Below are 26334 nucleotides of genomic sequence, written 5' to 3' on the forward strand. Positions count from 1 at the left end.
GGGGATCGAATGGTGGGCGTGACAGGGATTGAACCTGTGACCCCTACGATGTCAACGTAGTGCTCTCCCGCTGAGCTACACGCCCATTCGATGGAGCGGCATAGACCATACGCCTTGGATTCGGTCAAGTGATTCCAAGCGCCGATCCTGGCCGCTGCGCAAAAAATTCAGGCCGCGTCCTGGAGGATCTTTCCGACCTCTTCGACCAGCTCGCGCAGGTGGAAGGGCTTGGACAGGATCTTGGCGTCCTTGGGTGCCTTGGAATCGGGATTCAGGGCGACGGCGGCGAAGCCGGTGATGAACATGACCTTCAGGTCCGGGTCGAGTTCGGTCGCCCTGCGGGCCAGTTCGATCCCGTCCATTTCCGGCATGACGATATCCGTCAGGAGCAGCGAGAAGGGCTCCTCGCGCAGGCGCTCATAGGCGCTCGCGCCATTGTCGTAGGACGTGACCTCGTAGCCGGCTTTCTCGAGCGCCTTGGCCAGGAAACGCCGCATGTCGTTGTCGTCTTCGGCCAGCAAAATCTTCGACATCGTTCCAATCCGTTGCGCCGGCCCGGTGCCGGCAAGTCGATCTTCATTCCATCAGGATATCGCATCCGGAGGCAGGTGGGACAGCCCTCAAGCGCGAAGGGGTGGATTGCCTACGCCGCGCACGCCACATTAGATAAGGCAGGCAGCTTGCCTAAAACCAGTGGACACGCATGACTGATCCGGGAAACGACGTGCCGATCTTCGAAACCACCGCCGGGCCGTGCCCGGCTTTCGAAGTGTTCGCGCCCGCCGAGCAGACCTTGCCCATTGTCTTCTGCTCGCCGCACAGCGGCCGGGCCTACCCAGCGGCCTTCATCGCCGCCTCTCGCCTGAAAGGCGATGCGGTGCGGCGTTCGGAGGATCTGTTCGTCGACCGGCTCTTCGATTTCGTGCCGCAACTCGGGGCGCCGCTGATCGTCGCGCGCTTTCCGCGCGCCTATCTGGACCTCAACCGCGAGCCCTTCGAACTCGATCCCGCCATGTTCGAGGGCGAGCTTCCACCGCACATCAATGCAGCCTCGGCCCGGGTGGCCGGCGGGCTCGGCACGATCCCGCGCATCGTGGCCGAGCGCCAGGAAATCTATCGCGGGCGGCTCTCCGCGCGTGAGGCACTGGCGCGCATCGAGACGATCTACTTCCCGTTCCATGCCTACCTGCGCCGCATTCTGGATGAAACGCGCGCCCGATTCGGCTTCGCCATCCTGATCGATTGCCATTCCATGCCGTCTTCGGTCCGGCCCATGCCGGGCAATCGACGCCCCGACATGGTGCTCGGCGACAGGTTCGGCACCAGCGCGGCGCCACGCTTCATGTCCTGCGCCGTCATGGAGCTGAAGGCGCTCGGATACGATGTCGTGCGCAACAAGCCTTATGCCGGCGGCTTCATCACCGAACATTACGGACGGCCGCACGACAATGTGCACGCCATCCAGATCGAGATCAGCCGCGCGCTCTACGCCGACGAGGCGCAGTTCACGCCGTCCGCCAACTTTCAGTCCCTGCGGGCGAATCTCGCTCAGTTCGTCCATGGCTTCTCCATGGATGTCGCGGCCGACATGGGCCGGCCCGCGGCCGCCGAATAGGCGCCCGGGCAGACAGCTTTCCTTCAAAACGCGCCAACGGCGCACCGATCGCGAGTGACCGATATGACCACCATGCCCGACCGCGACTTCCTGTTCCGGCTCGCCGATGCCGCGGCCGGCCAGACCTTGCCCCGTTTCCGGCAGGGCGGCAGCGTCGACAACAAATTGTCCGGCGCCTTCGATCCCGTGACGGAGGCCGACCGGGAGGCCGAGCGCGCCATCGTCACGCTAATCGCCGATGCCTTTCCCGACCACGCCATTTTGGGCGAGGAGTTCGGCCGGCGCGGGACGGGGCCTGCGCTCTGGGTCATCGACCCGATCGACGGGACGCGGGCCTTCATCAGCGGCGTTCCCGTCTGGGGCACGTTGATCGGCCTGTGCGTCGACGGGCGGGCGCGTACCGGCATCATGAGCCAGCCCTTTACGGGCGAGCGCTTCTGGACCATCGGGGACGGCAGCTTCATGGACGGTCCGGCCGGCACGGTCCCGTTGCATGTGCGGAATGTCGGCGCGCTTGCCGATGCAACGCTGATGACGACCGACCCGCGCATGTTCCGCGGCGCCGCGGGCGAGCGCTTCGAAGCGCTCGAGGCGGCGGTGCGCCTGCGGCGCTACGGGCTGGACTGCTATGCCTTTGCCATGCTGGCCGCCGGTCACGTGGACCTGTGCGTGGAGACGGGGCTGCAGCCCTATGACATCGTGGCGCTGATCCCCATCATCGAGAATGCCGGCGGGGTGGTGACGACATTCGATGGCGGGCGTGCCGAAGACGGCGGCGATGTGATCGCCGCCGCGACGCCGGCCCTGCACGAGGCGGCGATGCGCATTCTGAACGGCTAGGCCCGCGCCTTCTTCAGATGGCCGGCTCGGGAAGCGTGCCGGCCGCAGGCTCCGGCAGGGGCATCACCCCTTCCACGAAAGCCTCGAACGCCGCCAGGAAGGGCGCGCGGTAGAGGTCCTTCTCCTGAAGGAGCTCATGGCGCGCATGCGGCAGGGACAGAGCGTGGCCGGAGCGCATGCGCCAGGCGAGCCGCTCTGCCGCCGCGCAATCGACCACCCGGTCGGCCCCCGCCGTGACGATGAGCGTGGGAATGTGAAGCTGCGCGATGAAATCCGTGTCCTCCAGGCGCCGCATGGCCCGGCAGGCAGCGTGCAGCCAGCCGGCGGTGAGGCTGGTGACGCCGAGCTGCGGCGCGGCACGGATGATCGCATCGTTGCGTGCGAAGCGGACGGGATCGCTCGTCAGTGGGTTGGTGGCCGCGTTCCAGCCTGGGCCATGGCGCCGCAGGCGGCGGATGGCCAGGCGACCGAGACCCGTATAGCGCAGGGCAGCAGCCAGCGTGGCGATGGGGCGCCCATGCGCGGGAAGCGCCACGAGCGGCGCGGACAGGACGATACGCTCGATCCGGTTCTGGAAGCGCGGCATGAAACGCAGCGCCGCGAGCCCGCCGAGCGAATGGCCCAGGATGACGTAGGGGCCCGGGCAGTCCGGAAGGGCGACGTTGCGGAACACCATGTCGATATCGGCATAATAGTGCGACAGACTGGTGATGTGGCCCTTGGCCGGGTTCTTCAGGATGCGGTCCGATCCGCCTTGTCCACGCCAGTCGAAGATGAGGGCGGTGAAGCTGCGCTCGTTGAGGTCGCGCAGCGTCTCGAAGTATTTTTCGATACACTCGTTGCGACCGGGCAGGATCAGGACCGTGCCACGGCTTGGCCCCGAAGGCCGCGTGATCGCATAGCGCAGGCGGCGCCCGTTGGAGGTGATGAGATAGTCCCCGCTCAAGGCGGACGGTGCCGGATTGTCGGGTGTCGCGTGGAACATGGCTGGCTGGTTCATACTGACCCTTCGGCTCGCGAGGCGGCGCCGGCGCGCCGCCCGGTTGCACATCTATCACGGATCGCCATCGACCAGCATCCGGTCTGCACGCGCCAAAAAAACCGGAAGCATCCGAGGATGCTTCCGGTCAAACGACCGCGACGGAAGGGACGGGACGTCGCGGTTGCCTCTTACGATTCGCAATGTCGCGCAGATCGCCTGAACGCAATGGGAAGGCGCCGTTCATCGCCCGTTCAGCCGACGATGAAGCCTCTCTTGACACCGCAAAACCCAATTCCCACCTTTTCCCTGCGGCCGCCAGAAGGGGCCGCTGGCCTTCCAAGCCTGCCCGCCGGAGACCGGGGGCGTCGAGGCGGGGGCCATAACGCAAGAGTTGCTCAGAGAGGACACACCATGCGTAACGTCGATTTTGCTCCGCTGTACCGCTCCACCGTCGGTTTCGACCGGCTCTTTTCGATGCTCGACAATATCGGCAGCGTCGAGAACACGCAGAGCTACCCGCCCTACAATATCGAGCGCACGGGCGAGAATGCCTATCGCATCACCATGGCCGTCGCCGGTTTCGACGGTAGCGAACTGTCGCTCGAATCGCGCGAGAACGTGCTGACCGTGACCGGTGAGCGACAGGAGCCCGAGGGCGAGGCGACCCGCTTCCTGCATCGTGGCATAGCCGGGCGCGCCTTCGAGCGCCGCTTCCAGCTTGCCGAGCATGTGGAGGTGAAGGGCGCGACCCTCAAGAACGGGCTGCTCCACATCGACCTCGAGCGCATCATCCCCGAGGCGATGAAGCCGCGCCGGATCGACATTGCCGTTGCCGATAACGGCAATGCCAAGGCGCTCGAAGCCGACGTGGCCTGATCCCGCAAAGAAGCGCGGACGCCAAGTCTGACAAACTCACAAGAAACGGCGCGTGGCCTGAGCCACGCGCCGTCTTTCTTGCGAAGGTCGGCGCCACGAAAAAGGGCTGTGAACCGATGGGTCCACAGCCCTTCTTCTATCGGTTGCCAGCGCCTTCTCAGTGTTTCGAGAAAGCGTCCCGGACCTCGGATTCCGTGATGCGGGCGGCCGGATTGCCCGTCTGGTTCAGGTTCTGCTCTTCCGTCCCGTCACCCATCATGCCGACATGCGTCTGCGATGCGGCGGATGGTTTGCGCGATAGATTGTTGGCCTCGGTCCAGCCGGCCATCCAGTCGGCCCGTAGGCTCGAACCCACCGGGTAATCGCAGGACGACATCGGCAGGTTGTGCTCGAAGGCAAGTTTGCCTTGGGCGAATGCATCCTTGGACATTTCCTGTGAACCTCCTGTGCGATGCTTTCGATACATCAGGAAACGTCGGGGCAGGGGCTTCGTTCCGTCGGGTCAGGCCGCCGCCCCGACGATGCGCAGAAGGCTGTCGACCTCCTCATCGGTCGTGTTCCAGCTGGTGACGAGGCGGATCATTGTTTCATCGGATGACAGATCGGCCGCACTGTCCGCCGGCCAGTCGTAGAACTGGGCGCCTGCGGCGCGCGCTGCGGCGATCAGCGCATCGGGCACGATGGCGAAGACCTCGTTGCCCTGGGTCGGCCAGGCCAGGCGTGCGCCGGTGGCCGATGCCTTCAACCCGTCGCGCAGCCGGTCCGCCATGGCATTGGAATGGGCCGCCAGACGCAGCCAGAGACCGTCCTTGAGATAGGCCTCGAACTGCGCCGCGATAAACCGGGTCTTGGAAAAGAGCTGCCCGCCGCGCTTGTGGACGAAGGCGAACTCCGCCGCCTTCTGCGGATCGAAGAACAGGATGGCCTCGGCGCACCAGCAACCATTCTTGGTTGCGCCGAAGGACAGGACGTCCACGCCGGCCCGCCAGGTCATGTCCGCCGGGGAGGCGCCGAGCGCAGCGGCTGCATTGGCGAAGCGCGCGCCGTCCATGTGGAGCGGAAGGCCACGCCCATGCGCCAGGGCCGCAACAGCGGCGATTTCCTCCAGCCTGTAGAAGGTGCCGGCTTCCGTCGCCTGGCTGATCGAAACGGCCATCGGCTGGCCGCCATGCACGAAAGCAGGATCGAAGGCATCGAGGGCGGCGGCGAGCGCAGCCAGATCCATCCGCCCCGCCGCACCCGGCACCGTGGACAGGCGGGCCGTTGCGAAGAACTCGGGCGCGCCACATTCGTCCACGCGGATATGCGCGTCGTCATGGCACAGGATGACCCCGCCCGGCCGGGCAAAGGCAGCCAGCGCCAGTGCGTTCGCCGCCGTGCCCGTGCCCACGAAGAAAACGGAAACCTCCCGCTCGAAGATCTCGGCAAAATGCCGGGCGACACGGCCATCCACTTCGCTGTTGCCATACGCAGCGCCTGCAACGCCCGCTTCCCGCGCGAGGGCCTCGGCCACGGCAGGATGCGCGCCGGACCAGTTGTCGGACGAGAAAATCATGTGAAATCCCTGATTGAGAAGAAATTTTTTACCTGCATAATCCTTGCAAATTGGTGCGTAAAGGTGGTTTCAATCGATTTAAACGCGATTTAGGGGCGATTGAAGCTGATTAAATCGATTTAATGTGCTTATTGAAGGGAGTCTAAAAACCTGCCATAAGGCCGATAGGTCAGTGGTACTGTCATATTGGGCCACGACAGGTCATGTAGTCTCGTGCGGCATTGCAGCCGGACGCGGGGGAGAACGCCATGAAGAATTCGACGGCCGTTTCCAGCCAATCCGTCACGACGCGCGGGCACGGTATCCCGCCGCGCATGGGATTGTACGACCCGGCGAACGAGCACGATGCCTGCGGCGTCGGCTTCATCGCCAACATGAAGAACGTCAAGTCGCACGACGTGGTGACCAAGGGTCTCAAGATCCTCGAGAACCTGACACATCGCGGTGCCGTCGGGGCGGATCCGCTGGTGGGCGACGGCGCTGGAATCCTGGTGCAGATCCCGCATGCCTTCTTCGAGGCGGAGATGGCGGCCCAGGGTGTCGCGCTGCCGGAGCCCGGGCAGTATGGCGTCGGCTTCGTCTTCATGCCGCAGGACGAGCAGCGCCGCCTGCATTTCAAGGAGGTCTTCGAAAAGGTCGCCGCCGAGGAAGGGCAGCAGGTCATCGGCTGGCGCGAAGTGCCCGTCGACAACGCATCCCTGTCCAAGGCCGTGGAGATCGTCGCCACGGAGCCGGTGCACCGTCAGGTCTTCATCAAGCGCTCGGCGGCCTGCGCCAGCGACGAGGATTTCGAGCGCAAGCTCTTCCTGATCCGCAAGGTCGTGTCCAACCGCGTCTATGCGGAGATGAACGCCGTCGACACAGATTTCTACGTCGTGTCGCTGTCGTCCCGGACCATCGTCTACAAGGGCATGTTCCTGGCCGCCCAGGTGGGCGCCTATTACAAGGACCTGACGGATCCGCGCTTCGAAAGCGCTCTGGCGCTGGTCCATCAGCGCTTTTCGACGAACACCTTCCCGTCCTGGCGCCTGGCGCATCCCTACCGGATGGTGGCCCATAACGGAGAGATCAACACGCTGCGCGGCAACGTGAACTGGATGGCTGCGCGTCAGGCCTCGGTCGATTCCGAGTTGTTCGGCAACGATATCTCCAAGCTCTGGCCGATCTCCTACGAAGGCCAGTCCGATACGGCCTGCTTCGACAACGCGCTCGAATTCCTGACGCAGGGCGGCTATTCGCTCGTCCACGCCATGATGATGCTGATACCGGAAGCCTGGGCCGGCAACAAGCAGATGTCGCCCGAGCGCAAGGCCTTCTACGAGTACCACGCTGCGCTGATGGAGCCTTGGGATGGGCCGGCCGCGGTCTGCTTCACCGACGGCCGGCAGATCGGCGCCACGCTCGACCGCAACGGCCTGCGGCCTGCGCGCTATGTCGTGACGGACGACGACTTCGTCATCCTGGCGTCGGAAGCCGGGACGCTGGATGTCGCCGAAGAACGGATCGTCAAGAAGTGGCGCCTGCAGCCGGGCCGTATGCTGCTGATCGATCTGGAGAAGGGCCGCATCGTCTCGGACGAGGAGGTCAAGCGCGAGATCGCCAACGCCAATCCCTACCGGGACTGGCTGAAGTCCAGCCAGCTCATCCTGGAGGATCAGCAGCCCGTGGCACCGCGCGCGGCCCGCTCCGACGTGTCGCTGCTCGACCGTCAGCAGGCCTTCGGCTACACGCAGGAAGACACGCGCATCCTGATGGCGCCGATGGCGACCACCGGCCAGGAAGCGATCGGCTCCATGGGCACCGATACGCCCATCTCCGCCATGTCGGAAAAGTCGAAGCTGCTCTACACCTATTTCAAGCAGAACTTCGCGCAGGTCACCAACCCGCCGATCGATCCGATCCGCGAGGAGCTGGTGATGAGCCTCGTCTCCTTCATCGGCCCGCGCCCCAACATCTTCGACCTGGAAGGCACCTCGCGCCGCAAGCGGCTGGAAGTGCGCCAGCCGATCCTGACCAATGGCGATCTGGAGAAGATCCGCAACATCGGCCATTCCGAGGACCGCTTCGACACCAAGACGCTGGACATGACCTACCCGTCCGACCAGGGCGCGGGCGGCATGGCCGGTGCGCTGGAGCGCCTGTGCGAGCGTGCGGAAGCGGCCGTCGTCGGCGGTTACAACATCATCATCCTGTCCGATCGCCAGGTCGGCCCGGACCGCATTCCGATCCCTGCGCTGCTCGGCTGCGCGGCGGTGCATCACCACCTGATCCGCAAGGGGCTGCGGACGGCGGCCGGCCTTGTCGTGGAATCGGGCGAGCCGCGCGAAGTGCATCACTTCGCCTGCCTTGCCGGCTACGGCGCGGAGGCGATCAACCCTTATCTGGCCTTCGACACGCTGCTCGGCATGCATGCGCGCGGCGATTTTCCGCCGGAGGTCGACCAGAAGGAAATCATCAACCGCTTCATCAAGTCGGTCGGCAAGGGCCTGTTGAAGGTCATGTCCAAGATGGGCATTTCCACCTACCAGTCCTATTGCGGCGCGCAGATCTTCGATGCGATCGGGCTGAAGTCCGATTTCGTCGAGCGCTACTTTGCCGGCACCGCCACGACCATCGAGGGCGTGGGGCTGGAGGAAGTCGCGGCGGAGACGCAATTGCGGCACACGCTTGCCTTCTCGGCCGATCCGGTCCTGGCGCGCTCGCTCGAAGTGGGCGGCGAGTATAACTTCCGCATGCGCGGCGAGGCCCATATCTGGTCGCCGGAGGCCGTCGCCACGCTGCAGCACGCCGTTCGCCTGGAAAGCTGGGAAAAGTACAAGGAATATGCCGCCCTGGTGAACCAGAGCGCGGTTGCCAACTCCACCATTCGCGGACTGTTCCGGATCCGCATGGCGGAAGAAGCCGGCCTGAACCCCGTCCCGCTGGACGAGGTCGAGCCGGCGCGGGAAATCGTCAAGCGTTTCTCCACCGGCGCCATGAGCTTCGGCTCCATTTCTCGTGAGGCGCATGCCACGCTGGCCGTGGCGATGAACCGCATCGGCGGCAAGTCCAACACGGGCGAGGGCGGCGAAGAGCCCGACCGCTACCAGCCGCTGCCCGACGGCAGCCGCAACCCCGAACGGTCGGCGATCAAGCAGATCGCCTCCGGCCGGTTCGGCGTGACCACCGATTACCTGGTCAATGCCGACATGCTGCAGATCAAGGTCGCGCAGGGCGCCAAGCCGGGCGAGGGCGGCCAGCTTCCGGGCCACAAGGTGGATGCGACGATCGCCAAGACGCGGCATTCCACGCCGGGCGTCGGCCTCATTTCGCCGCCGCCGCATCACGATATCTACTCGATCGAGGATCTGGCGCAGCTGATCTTCGACCTGAAGAACGTGAACCCGGAGGCCGACATCTCGGTCAAGCTGGTGTCCGAAGTCGGCGTCGGGACCGTGGCGGCCGGCGTCGCCAAGGCGCGTGCCGACCATATCATCGTGTCGGGATATGATGGCGGCACGGGCGCTTCGCCCCTGACCTCCATCAAGCATGCCGGCTCCCCCTGGGAAATGGGCCTTGCGGAAACGCAGCAGACCCTGGTGCTCAACGGGCTGCGCTCGCGCATTGCGCTGCAGGTGGATGGTGGCCTGCGGTCCGGCCGCGACGTCGTCATCGGCGCGCTGCTTGGCGCGGACGAATTCGGCTTCTCGACCGGTCCGCTGATCGCGGCGGGCTGCATCATGATGCGCAAGTGCCACCTGAACACCTGCCCGGTGGGCGTCGCCACACAGGACCCGGTGCTGCGCAAGCGGTTCAAGGGCCTGCCCGAGCATGTGATCAACTTCTTCTTCTATGTTGCGGAAGAGGTGCGCGAGATCATGGCCGCCATGGGCGTGCGCAGCGTTTCGGAGCTGATCGGCCAGTCCGACCGCCTCGACAAGAAGCCGCTCGTCGATCACTGGAAGGCCAAGGGGCTCGACTTCTCCAAGGTCTTCTTCAAGCCGGAGGCCCCGCGTGAGGAACTCCTGTGGACGCGCCGGCAGCAGCATCCGATCGACACCGTGCTCGACCGCAAGCTGATCGCCGAGGCGGAGCCGGCCCTGTCGCGCCGCCAGCAGGTGGTGATCGAAACGCCGATCGGCAACGTCGATCGCTCGGCCGGCGCCATGCTGTCGGGCGCCGTCGCCAAGGCCTACGGGTTGAAGGGCCTGCCCGACGACACGATCCGCGTCCTGATGAGTGGCACGGCCGGGCAGAGCTTCGGCGCGTTCCTGATGCGCGGCGTCACCTTCGAGCTGGTGGGCGATGGCAACGACTATGTCGGCAAGGGCCTTTCGGGCGGGCGCATCATCATCAAGCCCCGGCCCGAAACGCGGATCGTGCCGGAGGAATCCATCATCATCGGCAATACGGTGCTCTACGGCGCAATTTCCGGCGAGTGCTACTTCCGGGGTGTCGCGGGCGAGCGTTTCGCGGTGCGCAACTCCGGCGCCATTGCCGTGGTGGAGGGTGTCGGCGACCATGGCTGCGAGTACATGACCGGCGGTGTGGTCGTGATCCTCGGCCAGACGGGCCGCAACTTCGCGGCCGGCATGTCGGGCGGCGTCGCCTATGTCTATGACGAGGTCGGCGACTTCGCCGAGCGCTGCAACATGGCCATGGTCGATCTGGAACCGGTGCCGGAAGAGGACGATCTCCTCGAAAAGCTGCACCACCATGGCGGTGACCTTCAGCACAAGGGTCGGGTCAACGTGTCCTCCGACATGACGGGCCACGACGACGAGCGGCTCTACCAGCTCATTTCCAACCATTTCCACTATACCGGTTCCACCCGGGCCAAGGAGATGCTGGACAACTGGGAAAGCTACCGGCCCCGCTTCGTGAAGGTCATGCCGGTCGAGTATCGCCGCGCACTCCAGGAAATGGAGCGGATGCGGATGGGGGTCGCCGCCGAATAGGCGATCCCTGACCGAAGGGCCAGAGCGCAGGGCCGGACCAGGTGGGCCGGACCTTCAGGGAACGAAACGGAATTGCCGGGCCGCGGGGCATGATGGATCATCCCCCGCCGGCTCCCGATGGCGCGGGGCCCCGGGAGGGCACCACGGGCGCGAGATTGGACGGAGCATCGCATGGGCAAGGTTACGGGTTTTCTCGAGATCGATCGCCAGACCCCGAAGTATCAGCCGGCATCCGACCGGATCCGACACTTCCGGGAATTCACGCTTCCCATGTCCGATGCGGAAGTGGGCAAGCAGGCGGCGCGCTGCATGGATTGCGGCGTGCCCTATTGCCATGGGCCGACGGGCTGCCCGATCCACAACCAGATCCCCGACTGGAACGACCTCGTCTATTCGGGCGATTGGGAAGCGGCGATCCGCAACCTGCATTCGACCAACAACTTCCCGGAATTTACCGGGCGCATCTGCCCCGCCCCGTGCGAGGAAGCCTGCACGCTGAACCTTGAGGACATGCCTGTCGCCATCAAGACGGTGGAGCAGGCGCTGGCGGACAAGGCCTACAAGCTGGGCCTGATCGTGCCGCAGCCGGCCGAAGCGCAGACGGGCAAGCGCGTGGCGATTATCGGTTCGGGCCCCGCGGGACTGGCGGCGGCCCAGCAGCTCGGCCGTGCCGGCCATGCGGTGGACGTGTATGAGCGCGAGTCCCGCCCGGGCGGTCTGCTGCGCTACGGCATTCCGGACTTCAAGATGGAAAAGCACTGGATCGACCGGCGGGTCGAGCAGATGAGCCAGGAGGGCGTGACCTTCCGCTGCGGTGTCGAGATCGGTCGCGACATGTCCCTCGACGAGCTGACCGCCACCTATGACGCGGTTCTGTATAGCGGCGGCGCGGAGCGCCCGCGCGATGCCGGCATTCCGACCAACGGCCTTAACGGCATTCACGACGCCATGCCCTATCTCGTCCAGCAGAACCGGCGCGTCGGCGGCGAAAACATCGCCAGCGTCCTGTGGGACGGCCCTGAGGTCTGGGCCGGCGGCAAGCATGTCGTGGTGGTGGGCGGCGGCGATACGGCGTCCGACTGTGTCGGCACGGCCTTCCGCCAGGGCGCCGTCCGGGTGACGCAGCTCGACATCCGCCCCATGCCGCCCAAGACGGAAGACAAGCTCGCGACCTGGCCCTTCTGGGCAACCAAGATGCGGGTTTCCTCCAGCCAGGCTGAAGGCGCGCAGCGCGAATTCCAGATCGCCACGCTCGAATTCGTGGGCGAGGACGGTCAACTGACCGGCGTCAAATGCGCCCAGGTCGACGACAAGCGCCGCCCCATCCCCGGCACCGAATTCATCATCCGAGCGGATCTGGCCTTTATCGCCATCGGCTTTGCCGGCCCCAATCCGGAAGGGCTGATGGCAGGGCTCGGCGATCGGCTGGAAACGACCGCAGACCGGCGCGGCAACGTGGCCGTCAAGGCCAATGACACGTCCTACGAGACGTCGATCGACAAGCTCTATGCGGCGGGCGACGTGCGCCGTGGCCAGTCCCTCGTGGTCTGGGCGATCCGCGAAGGGCGCCAGGCGGCTCGGGCGATCGACCTGGCCCTGACCGGGCAGACGACACTTCCGCGCTAAGGCGCGGACGGACGCCAGGACAGTCGGACGATGCAGAGAGCGAGCCCCGCCAATGGCGCGGGCTCGCCGCCCATCGAAAGCGGCACCAATGCCGCCGGCCTTGCAGGGTGGATCAGCCGCCGTCGCGCGGCCAGGCGAAGCTGTCGGCGCGCCCGGCGACCGGCGCGGGCATGCTGCCCGAACGCACCAGTCGCTCGCGCGGGGAGGGCGTCTCGCTCGGGCCGCGCGGCGTGCCCGGCGCCGCCAGCAATCCGTCGCCACCATCGAAGGCGGGATCGCTGAAGGCGACGGGCGGCACATGGGTGGCGTTGGCCGGATCGACAGCGGGCTCCGGCGCTTCCAGCGGCATGCTTCCGGTGGCCGCACCCGGCGCGTTCAGGGACGGATCGCCCAGGCCGAGGATCCGAGCAATGGGCTTCTGTGCGAAGAAGGCGAGCTTGTCCGCACCGGCCGGCGTCATGGTGATGCCGTCGGAATTGCGCAACCGCGTCTGTTGCCCTTCCACATCCGGCCCGGACGAGATGAAGGAGCCGGTGGCGTCGGTGAAGCCGCCCCAGACATCCACGAACTCGCCCCCGGCCGAGGTTACGGCCGCCTGGTAGATTCCGTTCAGGAACACCATGTCCTCGGACATGCGGTCGGACTGGTAGGATGGCTGGCCAACCCAGACGAAGGGACGGCCGGATGCCTTGAGCGCGTTGGCAAGCTCGGTGACGCGGGCCGTGTAGCTGTCGGTCCAGGCTTGCGTGCGTAGGGCGAGCCCGCTGCCTGCGTCGCGGATGGCCTGGCGGTCGTTGCCGCCGAGCATGATGGTGATGAGGTCCGGCTTCTCACTGTCCAGAAGCGCCGGAAGCTCGGCGCGCCAATCGTGGAAATCGTCCCGTACGAGGCCCGATGACCCGTTGGCGCGGGAGATGACCACCGCATTGGCGTTGCCTGCGAAGGTTTCGGTCAGGCCACGGGCCAGCGAGGCGGCCATGAAATCGCCGATGACGAGGATGCGCTTTGCATTCTCCGCCTTTTCGACGGCGGCGGGAGCGGGCGCGACCGGTGCGGCCCGGCGTGCCTGGCGCGCGGGCTGATTGGCGCGGCGCTGGCGCACCTGCTTGCGCGGGGCCTTCTGCCGGCGGATCGTAGGCGCCGGCTCCGCCTGCTGGCGCGGAGCCCCGAAGAGCATTTCCAGAAGGTTGCGGGGCCGCTGTTCCTGGGCAAAGGCCGGCGCCGCCGGAACGCCCGTCGCCAGCACGGCGACGATCAGGGCCCCGCGAAGCGGAAGCAAGAGCCGAGTCCTGTCGCGGGGTGCCATCATCATTCTGACGTTCAGTGCCGGCGCAAGAGATCGAGCAGCGCGCGGGATGCGTTGCCATCGGCCGCGACACCGCGCTGGCGCTGGTAGGCGCTGATCGAGGCCCGGGAGCCGGAGCCGATCTTGCCGTCGATCTCTCCGTCATAGAAGCCGTGTTGCGACAGGCGCTGCTGCAACTCGTAGCGTTCGGCCACCGACAGGGGCGTGTAGCCGCGCGGCCATGGCTGGGCGAAGTCGCCACCGCCGCCGATCCGGTCGGCCAGATGCCCCACGGCCAGCGCATAACGATCGGCGTTGTTGTAGCGCTTGATGACGAAGAAGTTGCGCGTCATCAGGAAGATCGGCCCGTTCGGCCCCGCCGGCATGACGAGATTGGCGTTGTCGGACGGCGTCGGGAAGGCCTGCCCGTTGGCGCGGCGAAAGCCGAGGCTCTGCCATTCGCCGAGCGACTTGTTGGCCCGCTCCAGGCCGGCGAGGTTGGTGCCGCGCGGGGCCATCGCCTCATAGCCCCAGGTGCGGCCCGAGCGCCAGCCATTCTTGCGCAACAGGTTGGCGGCCGTGGCGAGCGCGTCCGGCGGCGAGGTCCAGATGTTCGGATGACCGTCGCCATCGATGTCGACGGCATAGGCGAGGTAGCTGGTCGGGATGAACTGCGTATGGCCCATGGCGCCGGCCCAGGAACCGGTGAGCCCCTTGGGGCTGACATGGCCGGCCTGTACGATCTTCAACGCGCCGATCAGCTGCTCGCGTGCGAACTTGGCGCGGCGCTGGTCCAGATAGGCGAGCGTGGCCAGAGCCTGCGGAACGTGCTTCAGCGAACCCGGCTTCTCGAGCGCCTTGCCGTAGCTCGATTCCATGGACCAGATGGCCAGGAGGATGTTGCGGCTGACGCCGAAGCGCGGCTCGATGACATCCAGCCAGCGCTTGTACTGTTGGCCCATGCGGCGCCCTTCGGACACCGTTTCCTCGTTGACGCGATTGTCCATGTAGTCCCACGCATCGTCGCGGAACTCGGGCTGGAAGCGTGCCTTTTCGATGACGTCATGGTCCGGCTCGGACACGCCGGCGAAGACGGCCCGGTAGGTCTGGCGGCTGATACCGTTGGCCATGGCCGTCTTTTCGAAGTTGGCGATCCAGCGCTGGAAGCCCGCATCGGCATAGGCGGGCAGGCGCGAGCCGGCCAGAAGCGTCATCGACAAAAGCGCCGTCTTCATGAAGCCTCGTCTCGAGGGTGCGATTCCGTGCATGGGTCTTCCTCCGGTCGGATCAGATCGTCAGCAATGGCCCCCAGTGTAGGAAGAGGTCGTAAAGGCTTCCTTTACCACAGATCGCTTTGCCGCACATGTCGACCATGTCCGGTAACGTTTGTGTGGGTGCTCTGCGGCGCAATCGCGGCAAAAGGGCGAATCGCACCCCGCCCTGTTGTCAAATTCCGTTCAATTGGGTCCGATACGGTCCCCTGGAACGGGAGACTGACGATGAGTGCGACCGACGACAAACGGGCCGTCATGGCCTGGATGGAAGGCCCGGCGGGCATCCTTCGCCTGAACCGCCCTGCGGCCTTGAACGCCTTGAACCCGGAGATGGTCGTCTCCTTGCGCCTTGCGCTGGCCCGCTTCATGGAGGACGAGACGGTCAGCCACGTGCTGATCGAGGGCGCGGGGGACAGGGCCTTCTGTGCCGGCGGCGATATCCGTTTCGTTGCGGCGAGCGGGCGGGCCGCCGACGGCAAGGCGCAGGCCTTCTGGCGCGACGAATATGCGCTGATCGACGACCTTGCCTCTGCGCGCAAGCCCGTCATCGCCCTGATGGACGGTATCACCATGGGCGGCGGGGCAGGGCTCGGAATCCATGTCACCCATCGCATCGTCACGGACCGGACGCGCTTCGCCATGCCGGAGACCGGGATCGGCTTCGTGCCCGATGTCGGCTCCACCTGGCTACTGGCGCGGTCGCAGGGGCAGACGGGCCGCTACATGGCGCTGACCGGCGATACGTTCGGCGCCGCCGATACGATCCATGCGGGGCTTGCCGATCTGCATGTGCCGGCCGCTGCGCTGGAAGCCGTGCGCGAACGCCTGGTGCAGGCTTCGGCCGGCGATATTGCCGGCATTCTGGCCGAGCACGCCACGAGGCCCGAACCCGGCATCTTTGCCGAGGAGGAAGCCGGCATTTCCCGCGCCTTCCGGCACGACAGCGTGGGTGACATCATGGAGGCGCTCGCCAACCGGAGTGCGTCATTTGCGCAAGCCACGCTGGAGACGCTGCGGCGGCGTTCGCCCCGCAGCCTGATCGTGACGGCGGAGCTGCTGCGCCGGGCCGGCCAGGCGACGAGCTTGCGCGACTGCCTATGCCATGAATTCCGTGCCGCCTGCCGGTGCCTTGCCAGTCCCGACTATTACGAAGGCGTGCGCGCCGCCGTGATCGACAAGGACCGCATGCCGGCCTGGGAGAGCGCGGACATCACCGCCGCCGCCGCCTCGGCACGTGACGGGCTGGAGCCCGTCCCCGGCGTCGCGGATCCGGATTTTTCGCCCATCTCCACCAGTCTCGAATTGCCCGCCGCCTTGAAGGCCGCACACTGACAGGATCGCCCATGCAGACCATACGGACCGAAACACGCGACCGCGTCGCGGTGATCCGGCTCAACCGGCCGGATGCGCTGAACGCGCTGAACCGCGCCACCGCGCAGGACATTGCCGAGGCCGCGGAAGGTTTCGAGAAGCACCCGGCCATCGGTTGCATCGTCGTTCTGGGCTCGGACAAGGCCTTTGCCGCCGGGGCCGATATCAAGGAGATGCACCCGGCGGGCTTCCGCGAGATGATCCGCGACGACTGGTTCGCGACCTGGGACCGCTTCACCGCAATCCGCATCCCGACCATTGCGGCCGTGAACGGTTATGCGCTGGGTGGCGGCTGCGAGCTGGCCATGATGTGCGACATCATCCTGGCCGGAGACGGCGCCCGCTTCGGGCAGCCCGAAATCGGCCTCGGCGTCATGCCCGGTATGGGCGGCACGCAGCGCCTGACGCGGCTGATCGGCAAGAGCAAGGCCATGGAACTCTGCCTGACCGGGCGGATGATGGATGCGCAGGAGGCCGAGCGCATCGGCCTGGTGGCCAGGATATTTCCGGCCGAGCGCCTGGAGGAGGAGGCGCTGTCCATGGCGGCCGCCATCGCCCAGCGCTCCCGCCTGTCCACCATGATCCTGAAGGAAAGCATCCAACGCGCCGATGAAGGCTCCCTGTCGGAGGGGCTACTTTTCGAGCGCCGGCTGTTCCAGGCCATGTTCGCGCTGGAGGACCAGAAGGAAGGCATGGCCGCCTATCTGGAAAAGCGCGCCGCACGCTTCGAGCGCGACTGATTGGCACGCCCCGCGTTGACAGTGCGTCGTAGCCGTGAACGGTGGGCGCGGTCGAGCGGACATCGCATATCAGGGCCATGACAGAACAGGCCGCGGGGTTCGACCCCTCGGCCGCTCTTGCGAGGATAGTGCCATGCAGCTTACGGGAATCCATCATCTGACCGCAGTGACAGCCAATGCGTCCGGCAATCACGATTTCTACACCCGCATTCTGGGCATGCGGCTGGTCAAGAAGACGGTCAACCAGGACGATGTCAGCGCCTACCACCTCTTCTATGCGGACGGAGAGGCCAATCCCGGCACGGACATCACCTTCTTCGACTGGCCGGTCGAGCGCGAGCAGCGCGGCAACCATTCCATCACGCGCACCGCGCTCAGGGTAGCCGGGCGGGACGCGCTCGACTACTGGGCGGAGCGCTTGGACTCCGAAGGCGTTTCGCATGGCGGGGTCGTCCTGCGGGACGGCCGGCTGACCCTGGATTTCGAGGATCCGGAAGGTCAGCGCCTGTCGCTGCTGGACGATGGCGGGGAAGGCCCCGCAACGCCCTTCGACCGCTCGCCGGTGCCGGCCGCCTTCCAGATCCGCGGCCTCGGGCCGATCACCATGACCGTCCCGGATGCGTCCCGCACGCAGCGTGTGGTCGAGGAGGTCCTCGGAATGCGGCTCGACCGGACCTATGTCGGCATCGACGATCGGCAGACCCTGGTCTTCGCGATGGGTGAGGGGGGCGCCGCCGCCGAGCTCCATGTCGCGGTGGCGCCGGACCTGCCGCCGGCGCGGCCGGGCGCCGGCAGCGTGCATCATGTCGCCTTCCGCATCCCGGATGGCGATTACGACGCCTGGACGCAGCGGCTCGCCCATCTGCGCCTGCCGCAGAGCGGGCCGGTGGACCGGTTCTACTTCCGCAGTCTCTATTTCCGGGAGCCGAACGGCATCCTCTTCGAGATTGCGACGGATGGTCCGGGCTTTGCGACAGACGAGCCGCTGGCGACATTGGGCGAGGGCCTGGCCCTGCCGCCCTTCCTCGAAGGCCGCCGGGCCGAGATCGAGAAGGGCCTGAAGCCCCTTTGAGGCCTCTAAAAGCGTGAAGGGGGCCGTGCCATGCTCTGGCTCGGCCCCAATGCATCATCAGTCGAAGCGGATCGGCACGGTCAGCGAAACCGGCGCGCCGCTGGGCGGGGCCGGGTAGGGACTGGCCCGCTGGACGAGCTGCAGCGCGGCCTGGTCCAGAACCGGGTTGCCACCCGAGCGGCTCACGCGGGCGCTGGTCAGCCGGCCGGACGCATCCATGGAAAAGGCGATCGAAACCGTGCCCCGCCCGCCGCCGCGCGGCGTGCGCTTGAAGCGGTTGAGGCGCGCCTGCACCTGCGATTGCCAGCGGGCGGGCGACACGCTCGAGCGTTGGCCGCCTTGCGATACCTGCCGCTTCTCTTCCCCGCGTGAGGCGGCGGCCGGTGGCGGCGCCGTCCGGCGTGCCTGTTCCTGCCGGCGCGGCCGTTCGCGGCGCGTCTCGCGCCGGGGCTCCGTCCGCTCCGCCCGCTCCACCGGCCGGGGTGGCGCCGGCCTTGCGGTCGGAACGGGTGCGTTCAGCACGGCATCCGTCTGCGCTTCCATCTGCGGCAGTTCGGGCGGGACGATCTCCGGCTCCTCGACGGGCGCGGGCTCCTCCACCGGCTCCGGTTCCTCGATGGGCTCGGGTTCAGGCTCCGGTTCGACCACGGGCTCCGGCTCTGGTTGAGGCTCCGGCTCGGGCTCAGGCTCCGGTTCGGGCTCGGGCTCGGGTTCCGGTTGGGGTTCGGGCTGCGCTTCCTGGACCTCTGGCGCCGCCTCCGCTTCCACGGCCGGCGCAGCCTGCGAGGCGGCGGGTGGCGCCAGGTCGATCAGCACGGCCGCTTCCGGCGCACCCTGGGGCGCGGCTTCCGGCGTGCGCCACAAGCCGTACCAGGCGGCAGAGGAGTGCAGCGCCAGGACCACGGCGCCGGCCGCCCCCCAGCGGATCAGGCCGAAGCCGCCATGGCCTTCCAGCGCCCGGTGATGCGAAGGACGGGTCATTGGGCGGGTGCTGCTCCGACCGGTTCGGCAGTGGCGTTCGTATCCTCAAGGCCGACCAGGGCGATCTTCAGATATCCGGCCTCCCGCAGCGCATTCATGACCTCCATCAGATCGCCATAGGCGACCGCGCCATCGGCCCGCAGGAAGATGCGCTGCTCCCGATCGCCGCCGGTGCGCGCGTCCAGGCGCTGGCGCAGCTCGTTGCGCTCCAGTCCCTCTTCGCCGAGCACGAGGCGCAGATCGTCCTGGACCGACAGGTAGATGGGCTCGTCCGGCCGCTCGGCCGGCCGGGCGTTGGAAACGGGCAGGTCCACCGGTACGTCGACTGTGGACAAGGGCGCCGCCACCATGAAGATGATGAGAAGGACGAGCATCACGTCGATGAAGGGCGTGACGTTGATCTCGGCCATTTCGCCGACATCGCCATCCGACGATTCCTTGAGGTTGACGGCCATGGCGCTTACTCCGCCGCCGCGTGGAAGCCCGGCCGGGCCATGGGTGTCGCCCGGCGGCGGTCCAGCTCGCGCGAGAGGTGTTGCAGGACGGCGGCCGAACCGTCGGCGACGAGCGCCCGATAGGCTGCCGTGGAGCGGGCGAACTGGTTGTAGATGATGACGGCCGGAATGGCCGCGACGAGGCCGATGGCCGTGGCGAGCAGCGCCTCCGCAATGCCGGGGGCGACGACGGCGAGGTTGGTCGTATTGGCCTGGCTGATGCCGATGAAGGAATTCATGATGCCCCAGACCGTGCCGAACAGGCCGACGAAGGGGGCCGTCGATCCGATGGTGGCGAGCACCCCCGTACCCTTGGCCATGTTGCGGCCGGCCCGCGCCTCGATCCGCGACAGGGCCATGGCCGAACGTTCCTTGACGCCGTCATCGGCCAGCCCGGCGGATCGTTCGAGCTCACCCTGTGCGGCGGTCAGGATGGCGGCGACGGGGCCGCGCTTCAGCGCGCCGCGTCCTCCGGCCTTGAGGGCGGACAGGGACGGCGCGGCCTCCACCTCGGCCACGGAACGCCGCGCGCGGCGGGTGGCAAGGCGCAGCTCCAGCGCCTTGGCGAGCCAGATGGTCCAGGTCACCAGCGAGGCGAAGGCAAGGCCGATCATGACCCCCTTCACCACCCAGTCGGCCGCCATGAACATGCCCCAGGGGGACAGGTCGTGCGGCAGCGCCGGGTTCGAGGCTTGCGCGGCCTCCACCGGCGCCGGTGCGGGCGCGCCGGGCGCGACGACCGCAGCAGCCGAAGGCTCTGCGGCCTGGGCGGTCGCCTCGGGCGCCGCGACGGCGGATGGCGCCTGGGCGGGGGCCTGAGCGGGGGCCTGAGCGGGGGCCTGAGCGGGGGCCTGCGCGGGAGCCTCGGCGGGTGTCTGCGTGGGAAGCTGCGCCTGAGCGGGTGTCGGCTGCGTCGTATCGAGCGCTGCAGGCGGGGCGGGCGGAGCTGCCGGCGCCGGTTCGGGCGCTGGCTGCACCGCCGTGGGCGCACCGGCGCCGGAAGGCGCGCCTTCGCCCGTCTGGGCCAGCGCCGGCATGCCGGATGCCAGAAGAAGCGCCAGGGCTCCAATACGTATAGTGTCGAACATCGCCCGCATCCTTCGATGGGTTTTTGCGTTGACGGCGCCCCCCGCAGCCTGCGGTTGCCGATCCTTGCCCGGTCTTATGAAATCATGAATTGGAAAGTCAACTATAGGCGCCGCAATTCCCCCGGCGAGAGGGTTGCGGGGCCGGGTTGATGAAATCTCTTTGAGCGAAGGGCGACGACGGACCCATTCCGCCCTAGCTTCGCCTTCAGCGGATCACAGGCATCGCCGAGGGGACTTGCCGATGAACTCGACCATCTCCGTTCCGTTTTGCGGGACAGCGCCCGTTCCGGGCGAGTTGTGGACACGCTGGGCGCTCGACCCGGTTCTTCTGGCAGGGCTCGGCCTTGTGCCGGCGATTTTCGCCTATCTGCAGAAGCGCAGCGGCGGGCAGGGGTCCACGCGGCTCTTTCTCATCGGTTGGGCCGTGCTCCTGATCGCCTTCGTCTCGCCCCTCTGCGCTGCGAGCGCGGCCCTGTTCTCGGCACGGGTTGCGCATCACGTGCTGCTCGTGGCGGTGGCGGCGCCGCTTTTTGCGTTGGCCAATCCCTATCGGGGCCAGATGCGGCTTAGCCATCCCGGCTTCTGGTTGCTGCTGCATGCCGTGCTCCTGTGGTTCTGGCACGCGCCCATGCCCTATGCTGCCGCACTCGGCCATGACGGCATCTACTGGCTGATGCAGGCGAGCCTCATCGGCAGTGCCTTCCTGTTCTGGGCGGCGGCGCTGGAGCCGCGTGAGGGCGGTTTCCAGGCCGCGGTCCTGATGCTCGCCGCCATGATGCAGATGGGGCTGCTCGGCGCGCTGATCACCTTCGCGCCCCGGCCGCTCTATGCCGCGCATTTCCTGGCGCCCGAAGCCTTCGGCCTCAGCGCGCTGAGCGACCAGCAGCTGGCGGGGCTGATCATGTGGGCGCCCGGTGCGCTGCCCTATCTGGTGGCGGCGCTCATCATCGTATCGCGCGCACTGAACGCCCCGGGCGAGGGCGCGCGGCCATGATGGTGGTGTGGCTCAAGATCGGCCATATCATCGCCCTGTCCATCTGGTGCGCCGGCCTTCTGGCCATGCCGTTCATGCTGTCGCGCCGCGAGGCGGGGCTGGTGGGCGAGCCGCTCTACGAGCGCCAGAAGGTGACGCGGTTCGTCTTCATCTCGCTCGTGTCGCCGGCGGCCTTCATTGCCATCGGCACCGGCACCGCGCTCATCTTTGCCATGGAGACGTTCACGGCCTGGTTCGCCATCAAGCTGCTTTTCGTCGGCCTTCTGGCCAAGCTGCATATCCGCATGGGAACGGCTGTGGTGGAGGTGTTCAAGGAAGGCGAGCACTTCCCCTTGTGGAAGATGCTGACCACCGCGAGCGTCGGCGTCGTCCTGGTGGTCGGCATCCTCGTCATTGTCCTGTGGAAGCCCTCGCTGGCGGCACTGTCCCCGCCGGACCACATCATGCAGCCCGGCGGCCTTGCCGACCTTCTCGGCTTCTACCGGTCCTCGTCGCCAACCAGTATGCCGACCCCATGATCGAAGATCAGCTTGCCGCCATACCAGCCCGCCAGCCCCGTGACGGCCGCTGCGATGCAGGACAGGAACAGGCCGAGCGGCAGCACGGCCTCCGGATGGGCGATCCGCAGGCCCCAATTGGCGCCGGCGATGGACAGGAGCGTCATGGCGGCGACGGCGTGGGTCCAGCTCGCGGCCCGCACGCGGATGCCTTTGACGAGGATCAGCTCGCCCGTGCCTATGATGCCCGCGCCGACGCCGCTGATAAAGGCCGCGCCGGCGGCCCAGGTGCCGGCCCGCAGGAAGAACGGATCGGCGAAGAACCAGTAGAGAAGATCGAGGGCAAGCGTTCCGATGACCAGGGCAATGGGGAAATGAACGCTCATCGCGTGGAGCGGGTGGCCCGCCACGGCGATGGCGGAGGACACGTCGTAGCTTTTGACGTGGGCAATGACGGGGTTTTCGGTTTCGCTGGTTTCGGACATGCGCATTCTCCTATCCGGTCCTGCCGGAAGATAGGCGGCCTTCTCCGCTTGGGGACCCTCCTTCCCACGGCCGTGATCCTTTCGGCCTGCGCCGGCCCCCTGTCGACGCTCGATCCCGCGGGGCCGGCCGCCGGCCGCGTCGCCGGCCTGTGGTGGGGCATGCTGGCGGGCGCAAGCGTGCTGATGGCCCTGGTGCTCGGCCTTTTCGCGCTGGCCTTCCTGAAGCGGGACTGGCAGTGGCAGGCGCGCTCCGACAAGCGCTGGCTCCTGTGGGGCGGCCTCGTCATGCCGCTGGCGGTGCTGACCGTCCTGATGGGCTTTGCCCTGTGGGTGGGCGAGCGGCTGCTGCCGCATCCGGCCGACGATGTCTGGCGCGTCGAGGCAAAGGCCGAGCGCTGGCAATGGCGCTTCAGCTACCCCGACCGCCCCGATCTTGGAGAGACGGTCACCGTGATGACCATTCCCGCCGGCCGCCCCGTGGATGTGGACATCGTGTCGCAGGACGTGATCCACAGCTTCTGGGTCCCGCGGCTGGCCGGCAAGCTCGATGCCATTCCCGGCCATCGCAACCGGCTTCGGATCCTGGCGGACAGGGCCGGCACCTTCTCCGGTGTCTGCGCCGAATATTGCGGCATCGGCCATGCGGGGATGGTCTTCGCGGTCGAGGCGCTGGATGACGCGGCCTTCGCCGCCTTTGCGGGGGAGGTGGCCCGATGAGCCGGACGATACCCACGCCGGCCGAGGGCCGGCCGAACCCGATCGGCCTGCACCGCGCCCTGCACGAGATCTGGAAGACCGATGGCGGCTTGGGGCGGCTCGCTTCCGTCAATCATACGATCCTCGGCCGGCGCTTCATGATCGCGGCCTTCGTCTTCTTCTGCATCGGCGGCGTTTTGTCGATGATCATCCGCGCGCAGCTCGCCACGCCGGGCAGCGCCTTTATCGGGCCGGCGGTCTATAACCAGATCTTCACCATGCACGGCACGGTGATGATGTTCCTGTTCGCCATCCCGATGTTCGAGGGCTTTGCCATCTACATGCTGCCCAAGCTTCTGGGCGCGCGGGACATGGCCTTCCCACGGCTGACGGCCTATGGTTTCTGGTGCTACGTCTTCGGCGGCTCGATCCTGATCGTGGCGATGCTGGCGGGCGTCGCGCCGGATTCCGGCTGGTTCATGTACACGCCCCTGTCATCGGGCGTGTATTCGCCGGGCATCAATTCCGATGTCTGGCTGCTCGGCATCACCTTCGTCGAGATTTCCGCCGTGGCGGCGGCGGTGGAGATCACCGTATCGATCCTGACCATGCGCGCGCCGGGCATGTCGCTCGCCCGCATGCCCCTGCTCGGCTGGTACATCCTGGTCACGGCCGGCATGATGCTGGTGGGGTTCCCGCCGCTCATCCTCGGCTCGATCCTCCTGGAGGTGGAGCGCGCCTTCGACATTCCCTTCTTCGACCCGACACGCGGCGGGGATTCCCTCTTGTGGCAGCACCTCTTCTGGCTGTTCGGCCATCCGGAGGTCTACATCATCTTCCTGCCGGCCGCGGGCGCCATCTCGACCATGCTGCCGGCGCTCGCGGGGCGGCCCATCGTCGGCTACAGCTGGATCGTCGTGGCGGTGATCGCCGTCGGCTTCCTGTCCTTCGGCCTGTGGGTCCACCACATGTTCGCCGTCGGCATCCCGCACCTGGCCCTGGCCTTCTTTTCGGCGGCCAGCGCCCTGGTGGCGGTGCCGACGGCGGTCCAGGTCTTTGCATGGCTGGCCACGCTCCTGTCGGGGCGGCCGCGCATGTCCCTGCCCATGCTCTACATCTTCGGCTTCTTCTTCATCTTCGTCTGCGGGGGGCTGACCGGCGTCATGGTGGCCGTGGTGCCCTTCGACTGGCAGGCGCATGACACGCATTTCGTGGTCGCGCATCTGCACTATGTGCTGGTGGGCGGCTTCGTCTTTCCCATGCTGGCGGCCATCTACTACTGGATGCCGCATGTCACGGGTCGCAGCGCCAGCTTCGGCCTGGGTGCGGTGGCCTTCTGGCTGATCTTCATCGGCTTCAACATGACCTTCTTCCTCATGCACCTGACGGGACTGCGGGGCATGCCGCGGCGGGTGGAAACCTATCCGGATGCCGTGGGCTGGACAGAGCTCAACCTCCTGTCCTCCATCGGCGGTTTCATCACGACGATCGGCTTTGCGCTGTTCATCGTGGATGTGGTGGCGCAGGTGGGCTTTGGCCGGCGCGCAAAGCGCAACCCCTGGAAGGCCAGGACGCTGGAATGGGCCATGCCCGTGCCACCGCCTTCCTACGCCTTCGGCTCCATCCCCCATGTGGACTCGCGCGATCCGCTGACACCGGGGCTGGGCAGCGCGCTCGCGCGGGGTGAGGGCTATCTCGGCTTCGCGCGCAATGGCTGGCAGGAAACGCTCGGCGTCAATGCGGTGACGGGGGTGGTCGAAAAGCTGATCATCCTGCCGCGCCGGACCTATCTGCCGCTGGTGACGGCCCTCGTCACCTCGACCGTCTTTCTGTCGCTCCTCTTCAGCCTGTATTGGCTGACGCCCTTCTGCTTCCTGGCGACGGTGGCGACGCTTCTGTTCTGGCTGCGGGGGCAGGGCTTCCGGGTCGATTACGGCGCGGTTCCCATCGGCCGCGGCGTATCGGTTCCGCTGGCCGGTGAAACGCCCGGCGCGCCGCCTGTCTGGGCCATGGGGGCGATCCTGATCGCCAATCTGTCGCTCTTCGCCTCGCTCGGCTTCGGCGCGTTCTTCCTGTGGCTCGTGGCGCCGTCCTGGCCCCCGCCCGATCTTCTGCAAAGCGGCTACGGATTGCTCGGCGGAGCGGTGGTGTCCGCCCTGGCGGGTGCGCTCGCCATGCGGTTCGCCGCGACGGCCAACCGCAACGGCCGTGAGGCGCGGCAAACGTGGCTGGGCGTTGCCCTTGCGGCCAATCTGTCGATCCTCGGCCTGCTTGGGCTCCTGATCCTGTGGCACCTGCCGGACCCCTTCGCGCACGCCTATGCCGCCTCCACGCTGGCCCTTGTCTGCTACGGACTGATGCAGGCTTTCGTCGGGGCGCTTCTGACGGCGGTCGCGCTCGGCCGGGTGCGGCTCGGCTTCGTATCGGCGCGGCGGGCGGCCGCGCTCACCGTGGCGCGCATGTGGCAGGACTATACGGCGATGATCGCGATCCTCGGCGCCATCGTCATCCTGGCCATTCCGCTGCTCGTCCAGGAGGTGCCCCTGCCATGAAGCGGCTTGATACCGATGGGCGCACGGTCTTTTTGATGCTCACGGCCGGCTTCGGCGCATGGTCGGTCATCTTCGTGGGGCTCTACAGCCTCTTGTCGGTGGGCTGCGCCTTCCGCTGGGACGCCATGCCGCTCGGCCCATGGTCGTTGCAGCGGGTGGTGCTGGTGGGGGCATGGCTCCTGTCGCTCCTGCCCATCGCGCTCATGCTCGCGCTCCAGTACAGGCTGTGGACCGCCGCACGGGAGGGGGAGGGCGCCGTGCCGATGGTCGTGTCGGCCGGCGCCATCCTCACGGCGCTAGCGCTGGCCGCCACGGTCTGGAATTTCGGCATGGTGACCTTCCTGTCCACATGCCGATAGGGTTCTGACGTCCGT

23 protein-coding genes and 1 tRNA gene are annotated in these 26334 nt (G+C 66.9%); 13 read left to right on the forward strand and 11 right to left on the reverse strand.

Going from position 1 to position 26334, the window contains the following annotated elements; genetic code table 11:
- Positions 1-10: 10 nt before the first annotated feature.
- Together AUL30_RS09860 and cpdR are read right to left on the reverse strand one after the other, a co-directional pair.
- Positions 11-85: transfer RNA gene (locus AUL30_RS09860), tRNA-Val, on the reverse strand.
- 82 nt (positions 86-167) lie between these two features.
- Positions 168-533: a cell cycle two-component system response regulator CpdR gene (gene cpdR / locus AUL30_RS09865; RefSeq protein ID WP_062227681.1), complete on the reverse strand. Its 366-nt coding sequence runs from the start codon at positions 531-533 to the stop codon at positions 168-170.
- 170 nt (positions 534-703) lie between these two features.
- Here cpdR and AUL30_RS09870 point away from each other — a divergent pair, with 170 nt between their 5' ends.
- Positions 704-1615, forward strand: coding sequence for an N-formylglutamate amidohydrolase (locus AUL30_RS09870; RefSeq protein WP_062227682.1), 912 nt, complete (start codon positions 704-706; stop codon positions 1613-1615).
- 63 nt (positions 1616-1678) lie between these two features.
- The gene (gene hisN / locus AUL30_RS09875) at positions 1679-2455 is read left to right on the forward strand and encodes a histidinol-phosphatase (RefSeq protein ID WP_083507833.1); all 777 of its coding nucleotides are present in this window, start codon (positions 1679-1681) and stop codon (positions 2453-2455) included.
- A 13-nt stretch (positions 2456-2468) separates the two neighbouring features.
- Here hisN and AUL30_RS09880 read toward each other — a convergent pair whose 3' ends face one another.
- Positions 2469-3455, reverse strand: a complete 987-nt coding sequence (locus tag AUL30_RS09880; RefSeq protein ID WP_192843045.1) for an alpha/beta fold hydrolase — start codon at positions 3453-3455, stop codon at positions 2469-2471.
- Positions 3456-3848: 393 nt separating this feature from the next.
- Between AUL30_RS09880 and AUL30_RS09885 the strand changes: the two genes are divergently transcribed.
- Complete coding sequence (locus tag AUL30_RS09885) at positions 3849-4313, forward strand: Hsp20 family protein (RefSeq protein WP_062227684.1); 465 nt, start codon at positions 3849-3851, stop codon at positions 4311-4313.
- 157 nt (positions 4314-4470) lie between these two features.
- On the opposite strand, the gene AUL30_RS09890 is transcribed toward AUL30_RS09885, so the two are convergent.
- Together AUL30_RS09890 and AUL30_RS09895 are read right to left on the reverse strand one after the other, a co-directional pair.
- Complete coding sequence (locus AUL30_RS09890) at positions 4471-4743, reverse strand: Rmf/CrpP family protein (protein WP_062227685.1); 273 nt, start codon at positions 4741-4743, stop codon at positions 4471-4473.
- 72 nt (positions 4744-4815) lie between these two features.
- Positions 4816-5868 (reverse strand): threonine aldolase family protein, encoded by a 1053-nt coding sequence (locus tag AUL30_RS09895; RefSeq protein WP_062227686.1) that lies wholly within the window; start codon positions 5866-5868, stop codon positions 4816-4818.
- Positions 5869-6116: 248 nt separating this feature from the next.
- Between AUL30_RS09895 and gltB the strand changes: the two genes are divergently transcribed.
- Together gltB and AUL30_RS09905 are read left to right on the forward strand one after the other, a co-directional pair.
- Positions 6117-10805, forward strand: coding sequence for a glutamate synthase large subunit (gltB, locus tag AUL30_RS09900; RefSeq protein ID WP_062227687.1), 4689 nt, complete (start codon positions 6117-6119; stop codon positions 10803-10805).
- A 171-nt stretch (positions 10806-10976) separates the two neighbouring features.
- Positions 10977-12431, forward strand: coding sequence for a glutamate synthase subunit beta (locus tag AUL30_RS09905; RefSeq protein WP_062227688.1), 1455 nt, complete (start codon positions 10977-10979; stop codon positions 12429-12431).
- A 112-nt stretch (positions 12432-12543) separates the two neighbouring features.
- Here AUL30_RS09905 and AUL30_RS09910 read toward each other — a convergent pair whose 3' ends face one another.
- Positions 12544-13710, reverse strand: coding sequence for an SGNH/GDSL hydrolase family protein (locus AUL30_RS09910; protein WP_062227689.1), 1167 nt, complete (start codon positions 13708-13710; stop codon positions 12544-12546).
- A gap of 41 nt (positions 13711-13751) precedes the next feature.
- Positions 13752-14951 (reverse strand): lytic murein transglycosylase, encoded by a 1200-nt coding sequence (locus tag AUL30_RS09915; protein ID WP_244490779.1) that lies wholly within the window; start codon positions 14949-14951, stop codon positions 13752-13754.
- Between the two features lie 264 nt (positions 14952-15215).
- On the opposite strand from AUL30_RS09915, the gene AUL30_RS09920 reads away from it, so the two are divergent.
- From AUL30_RS09920 to AUL30_RS09930, 3 genes are all read left to right on the forward strand, one after another.
- Positions 15216-16322, forward strand: a complete 1107-nt coding sequence (locus AUL30_RS09920; RefSeq protein WP_062227691.1) for an enoyl-CoA hydratase/isomerase family protein — start codon at positions 15216-15218, stop codon at positions 16320-16322.
- Between the two features lie 11 nt (positions 16323-16333).
- Positions 16334-17101 carry an enoyl-CoA hydratase-related protein gene (locus AUL30_RS09925; RefSeq protein WP_062227692.1) on the forward strand — a complete coding sequence of 256 codons (768 nt, stop codon included), beginning with the start codon at positions 16334-16336 and terminating at the stop codon, positions 17099-17101.
- Positions 17102-17234: 133 nt separating this feature from the next.
- Positions 17235-18173 carry a ring-cleaving dioxygenase gene (locus tag AUL30_RS09930; protein ID WP_062227693.1) on the forward strand — a complete coding sequence of 313 codons (939 nt, stop codon included), beginning with the start codon at positions 17235-17237 and terminating at the stop codon, positions 18171-18173.
- Positions 18174-18230: 57 nt separating this feature from the next.
- Here AUL30_RS09930 and AUL30_RS09935 read toward each other — a convergent pair whose 3' ends face one another.
- Genes AUL30_RS09935 through exbB form a run of 3 tightly spaced genes read right to left on the reverse strand, consistent with a single transcriptional unit; the run spans position 18231 to position 20736 of the window.
- The gene (locus AUL30_RS09935; RefSeq protein ID WP_062227694.1) at positions 18231-19154 is read right to left on the reverse strand and encodes an energy transducer TonB family protein; all 924 of its coding nucleotides are present in this window, start codon (positions 19152-19154) and stop codon (positions 18231-18233) included.
- A complete protein-coding gene (gene exbD, locus AUL30_RS09940) occupies positions 19151-19609 on the reverse strand; it encodes a TonB system transport protein ExbD (protein ID WP_062227695.1) in 459 nt (152 codons plus the stop codon). Before exbD ends, AUL30_RS09935 begins: the two co-directional genes overlap by 4 nt.
- 5 nt (positions 19610-19614) lie before the next feature.
- Complete coding sequence (gene exbB, locus AUL30_RS09945; RefSeq protein ID WP_202814490.1) at positions 19615-20736, reverse strand: tonB-system energizer ExbB; 1122 nt, start codon at positions 20734-20736, stop codon at positions 19615-19617.
- A 241-nt stretch (positions 20737-20977) separates the two neighbouring features.
- Between exbB and AUL30_RS09950 the strand changes: the two genes are divergently transcribed.
- Together AUL30_RS09950 and AUL30_RS09955 are read left to right on the forward strand one after the other, a co-directional pair.
- The gene (locus AUL30_RS09950; RefSeq protein WP_062227697.1) at positions 20978-21730 is read left to right on the forward strand and encodes a cytochrome c oxidase assembly protein; all 753 of its coding nucleotides are present in this window, start codon (positions 20978-20980) and stop codon (positions 21728-21730) included.
- Positions 21727-22248: a CopD family protein gene (locus AUL30_RS09955; RefSeq protein WP_062227698.1), complete on the forward strand. Its 522-nt coding sequence runs from the start codon at positions 21727-21729 to the stop codon at positions 22246-22248. The genes AUL30_RS09950 and AUL30_RS09955 overlap by 4 nt, the downstream gene beginning before the upstream one ends.
- On the opposite strand, the gene AUL30_RS09960 is transcribed toward AUL30_RS09955, so the two are convergent.
- Positions 22209-22712 (reverse strand): DUF2231 domain-containing protein, encoded by a 504-nt coding sequence (locus AUL30_RS09960; protein ID WP_083507818.1) that lies wholly within the window; start codon positions 22710-22712, stop codon positions 22209-22211. The genes AUL30_RS09955 and AUL30_RS09960 overlap by 40 nt on opposite strands.
- Before the next feature lie 48 nt (positions 22713-22760).
- Between AUL30_RS09960 and coxB the strand changes: the two genes are divergently transcribed.
- Genes coxB through AUL30_RS09975 form a run of 3 tightly spaced genes read left to right on the forward strand, consistent with a single transcriptional unit; the run spans position 22761 to position 26319 of the window.
- Positions 22761-23429, forward strand: a complete 669-nt coding sequence (gene coxB, locus AUL30_RS09965) for a cytochrome c oxidase subunit II (RefSeq protein ID WP_062227700.1) — start codon at positions 22761-22763, stop codon at positions 23427-23429.
- Complete coding sequence (gene ctaD / locus AUL30_RS09970; protein ID WP_062227701.1) at positions 23426-25960, forward strand: cytochrome c oxidase subunit I; 2535 nt, start codon at positions 23426-23428, stop codon at positions 25958-25960. Before coxB ends, ctaD begins: the two co-directional genes overlap by 4 nt.
- On the forward strand, positions 25957-26319 hold the full coding sequence (locus AUL30_RS09975) for a hypothetical protein (RefSeq protein ID WP_062227702.1): 363 nt from the start codon (positions 25957-25959) through the stop codon (positions 26317-26319). The genes ctaD and AUL30_RS09975 overlap by 4 nt, the downstream gene beginning before the upstream one ends.
- The last annotated feature ends 15 nt before the right edge of the window (positions 26320-26334 follow it).

It is taken from the genome of Aureimonas frigidaquae, assembly GCF_001463905.1.
GTDB classification, from domain to species: domain Bacteria; phylum Pseudomonadota; class Alphaproteobacteria; order Rhizobiales; family Rhizobiaceae; genus Aureimonas; species Aureimonas frigidaquae.

Bases quoted from the DNA above. Each gene is read 5' to 3' on its own strand.
- cpdR (WP_062227681.1), bottom strand. From the start codon at position 533: ATGTCGAAGATTTTGCTGGCCGAAGACGACAACGACATGCGGCGTTTC.
- AUL30_RS09870 (WP_062227682.1), top strand. From the start codon at position 704: ATGACTGATCCGGGAAACGACGTGCCGATCTTCGAAACCACCGCCGGG.
- hisN (WP_083507833.1), top strand. From the start codon at position 1,679: ATGACCACCATGCCCGACCGCGACTTCCTGTTCCGGCTCGCCGATGCC.
- AUL30_RS09880 (WP_192843045.1), bottom strand. From the start codon at position 3,455: ATGAACCAGCCAGCCATGTTCCACGCGACACCCGACAATCCGGCACCG.
- AUL30_RS09885 (WP_062227684.1), top strand. From the start codon at position 3,849: ATGCGTAACGTCGATTTTGCTCCGCTGTACCGCTCCACCGTCGGTTTC.
- AUL30_RS09890 (WP_062227685.1), bottom strand. From the start codon at position 4,743: ATGTCCAAGGATGCATTCGCCCAAGGCAAACTTGCCTTCGAGCACAAC.
- AUL30_RS09895 (WP_062227686.1), bottom strand. From the start codon at position 5,868: ATGATTTTCTCGTCCGACAACTGGTCCGGCGCGCATCCTGCCGTGGCC.
- gltB (WP_062227687.1), top strand. From the start codon at position 6,117: ATGAAGAATTCGACGGCCGTTTCCAGCCAATCCGTCACGACGCGCGGG.
- AUL30_RS09905 (WP_062227688.1), top strand. From the start codon at position 10,977: ATGGGCAAGGTTACGGGTTTTCTCGAGATCGATCGCCAGACCCCGAAG.
- AUL30_RS09915 (WP_244490779.1), bottom strand. From the start codon at position 14,951: ATGAAGACGGCGCTTTTGTCGATGACGCTTCTGGCCGGCTCGCGCCTG.
- AUL30_RS09920 (WP_062227691.1), top strand. From the start codon at position 15,216: ATGAGTGCGACCGACGACAAACGGGCCGTCATGGCCTGGATGGAAGGC.
- AUL30_RS09925 (WP_062227692.1), top strand. From the start codon at position 16,334: ATGCAGACCATACGGACCGAAACACGCGACCGCGTCGCGGTGATCCGG.
- AUL30_RS09930 (WP_062227693.1), top strand. From the start codon at position 17,235: ATGCAGCTTACGGGAATCCATCATCTGACCGCAGTGACAGCCAATGCG.
- AUL30_RS09935 (WP_062227694.1), bottom strand. From the start codon at position 19,154: ATGACCCGTCCTTCGCATCACCGGGCGCTGGAAGGCCATGGCGGCTTC.
- exbD (WP_062227695.1), bottom strand. From the start codon at position 19,609: ATGGCCGTCAACCTCAAGGAATCGTCGGATGGCGATGTCGGCGAAATG.
- exbB (WP_202814490.1), bottom strand. From the start codon at position 20,736: ATGTTCGACACTATACGTATTGGAGCCCTGGCGCTTCTTCTGGCATCC.
- AUL30_RS09950 (WP_062227697.1), top strand. From the start codon at position 20,978: ATGAACTCGACCATCTCCGTTCCGTTTTGCGGGACAGCGCCCGTTCCG.
- AUL30_RS09955 (WP_062227698.1), top strand. From the start codon at position 21,727: ATGATGGTGGTGTGGCTCAAGATCGGCCATATCATCGCCCTGTCCATC.
- AUL30_RS09960 (WP_083507818.1), bottom strand. From the start codon at position 22,712: ATGTCCGAAACCAGCGAAACCGAAAACCCCGTCATTGCCCACGTCAAA.
- ctaD (WP_062227701.1), top strand. From the start codon at position 23,426: ATGAGCCGGACGATACCCACGCCGGCCGAGGGCCGGCCGAACCCGATC.
- AUL30_RS09975 (WP_062227702.1), top strand. From the start codon at position 25,957: ATGAAGCGGCTTGATACCGATGGGCGCACGGTCTTTTTGATGCTCACG.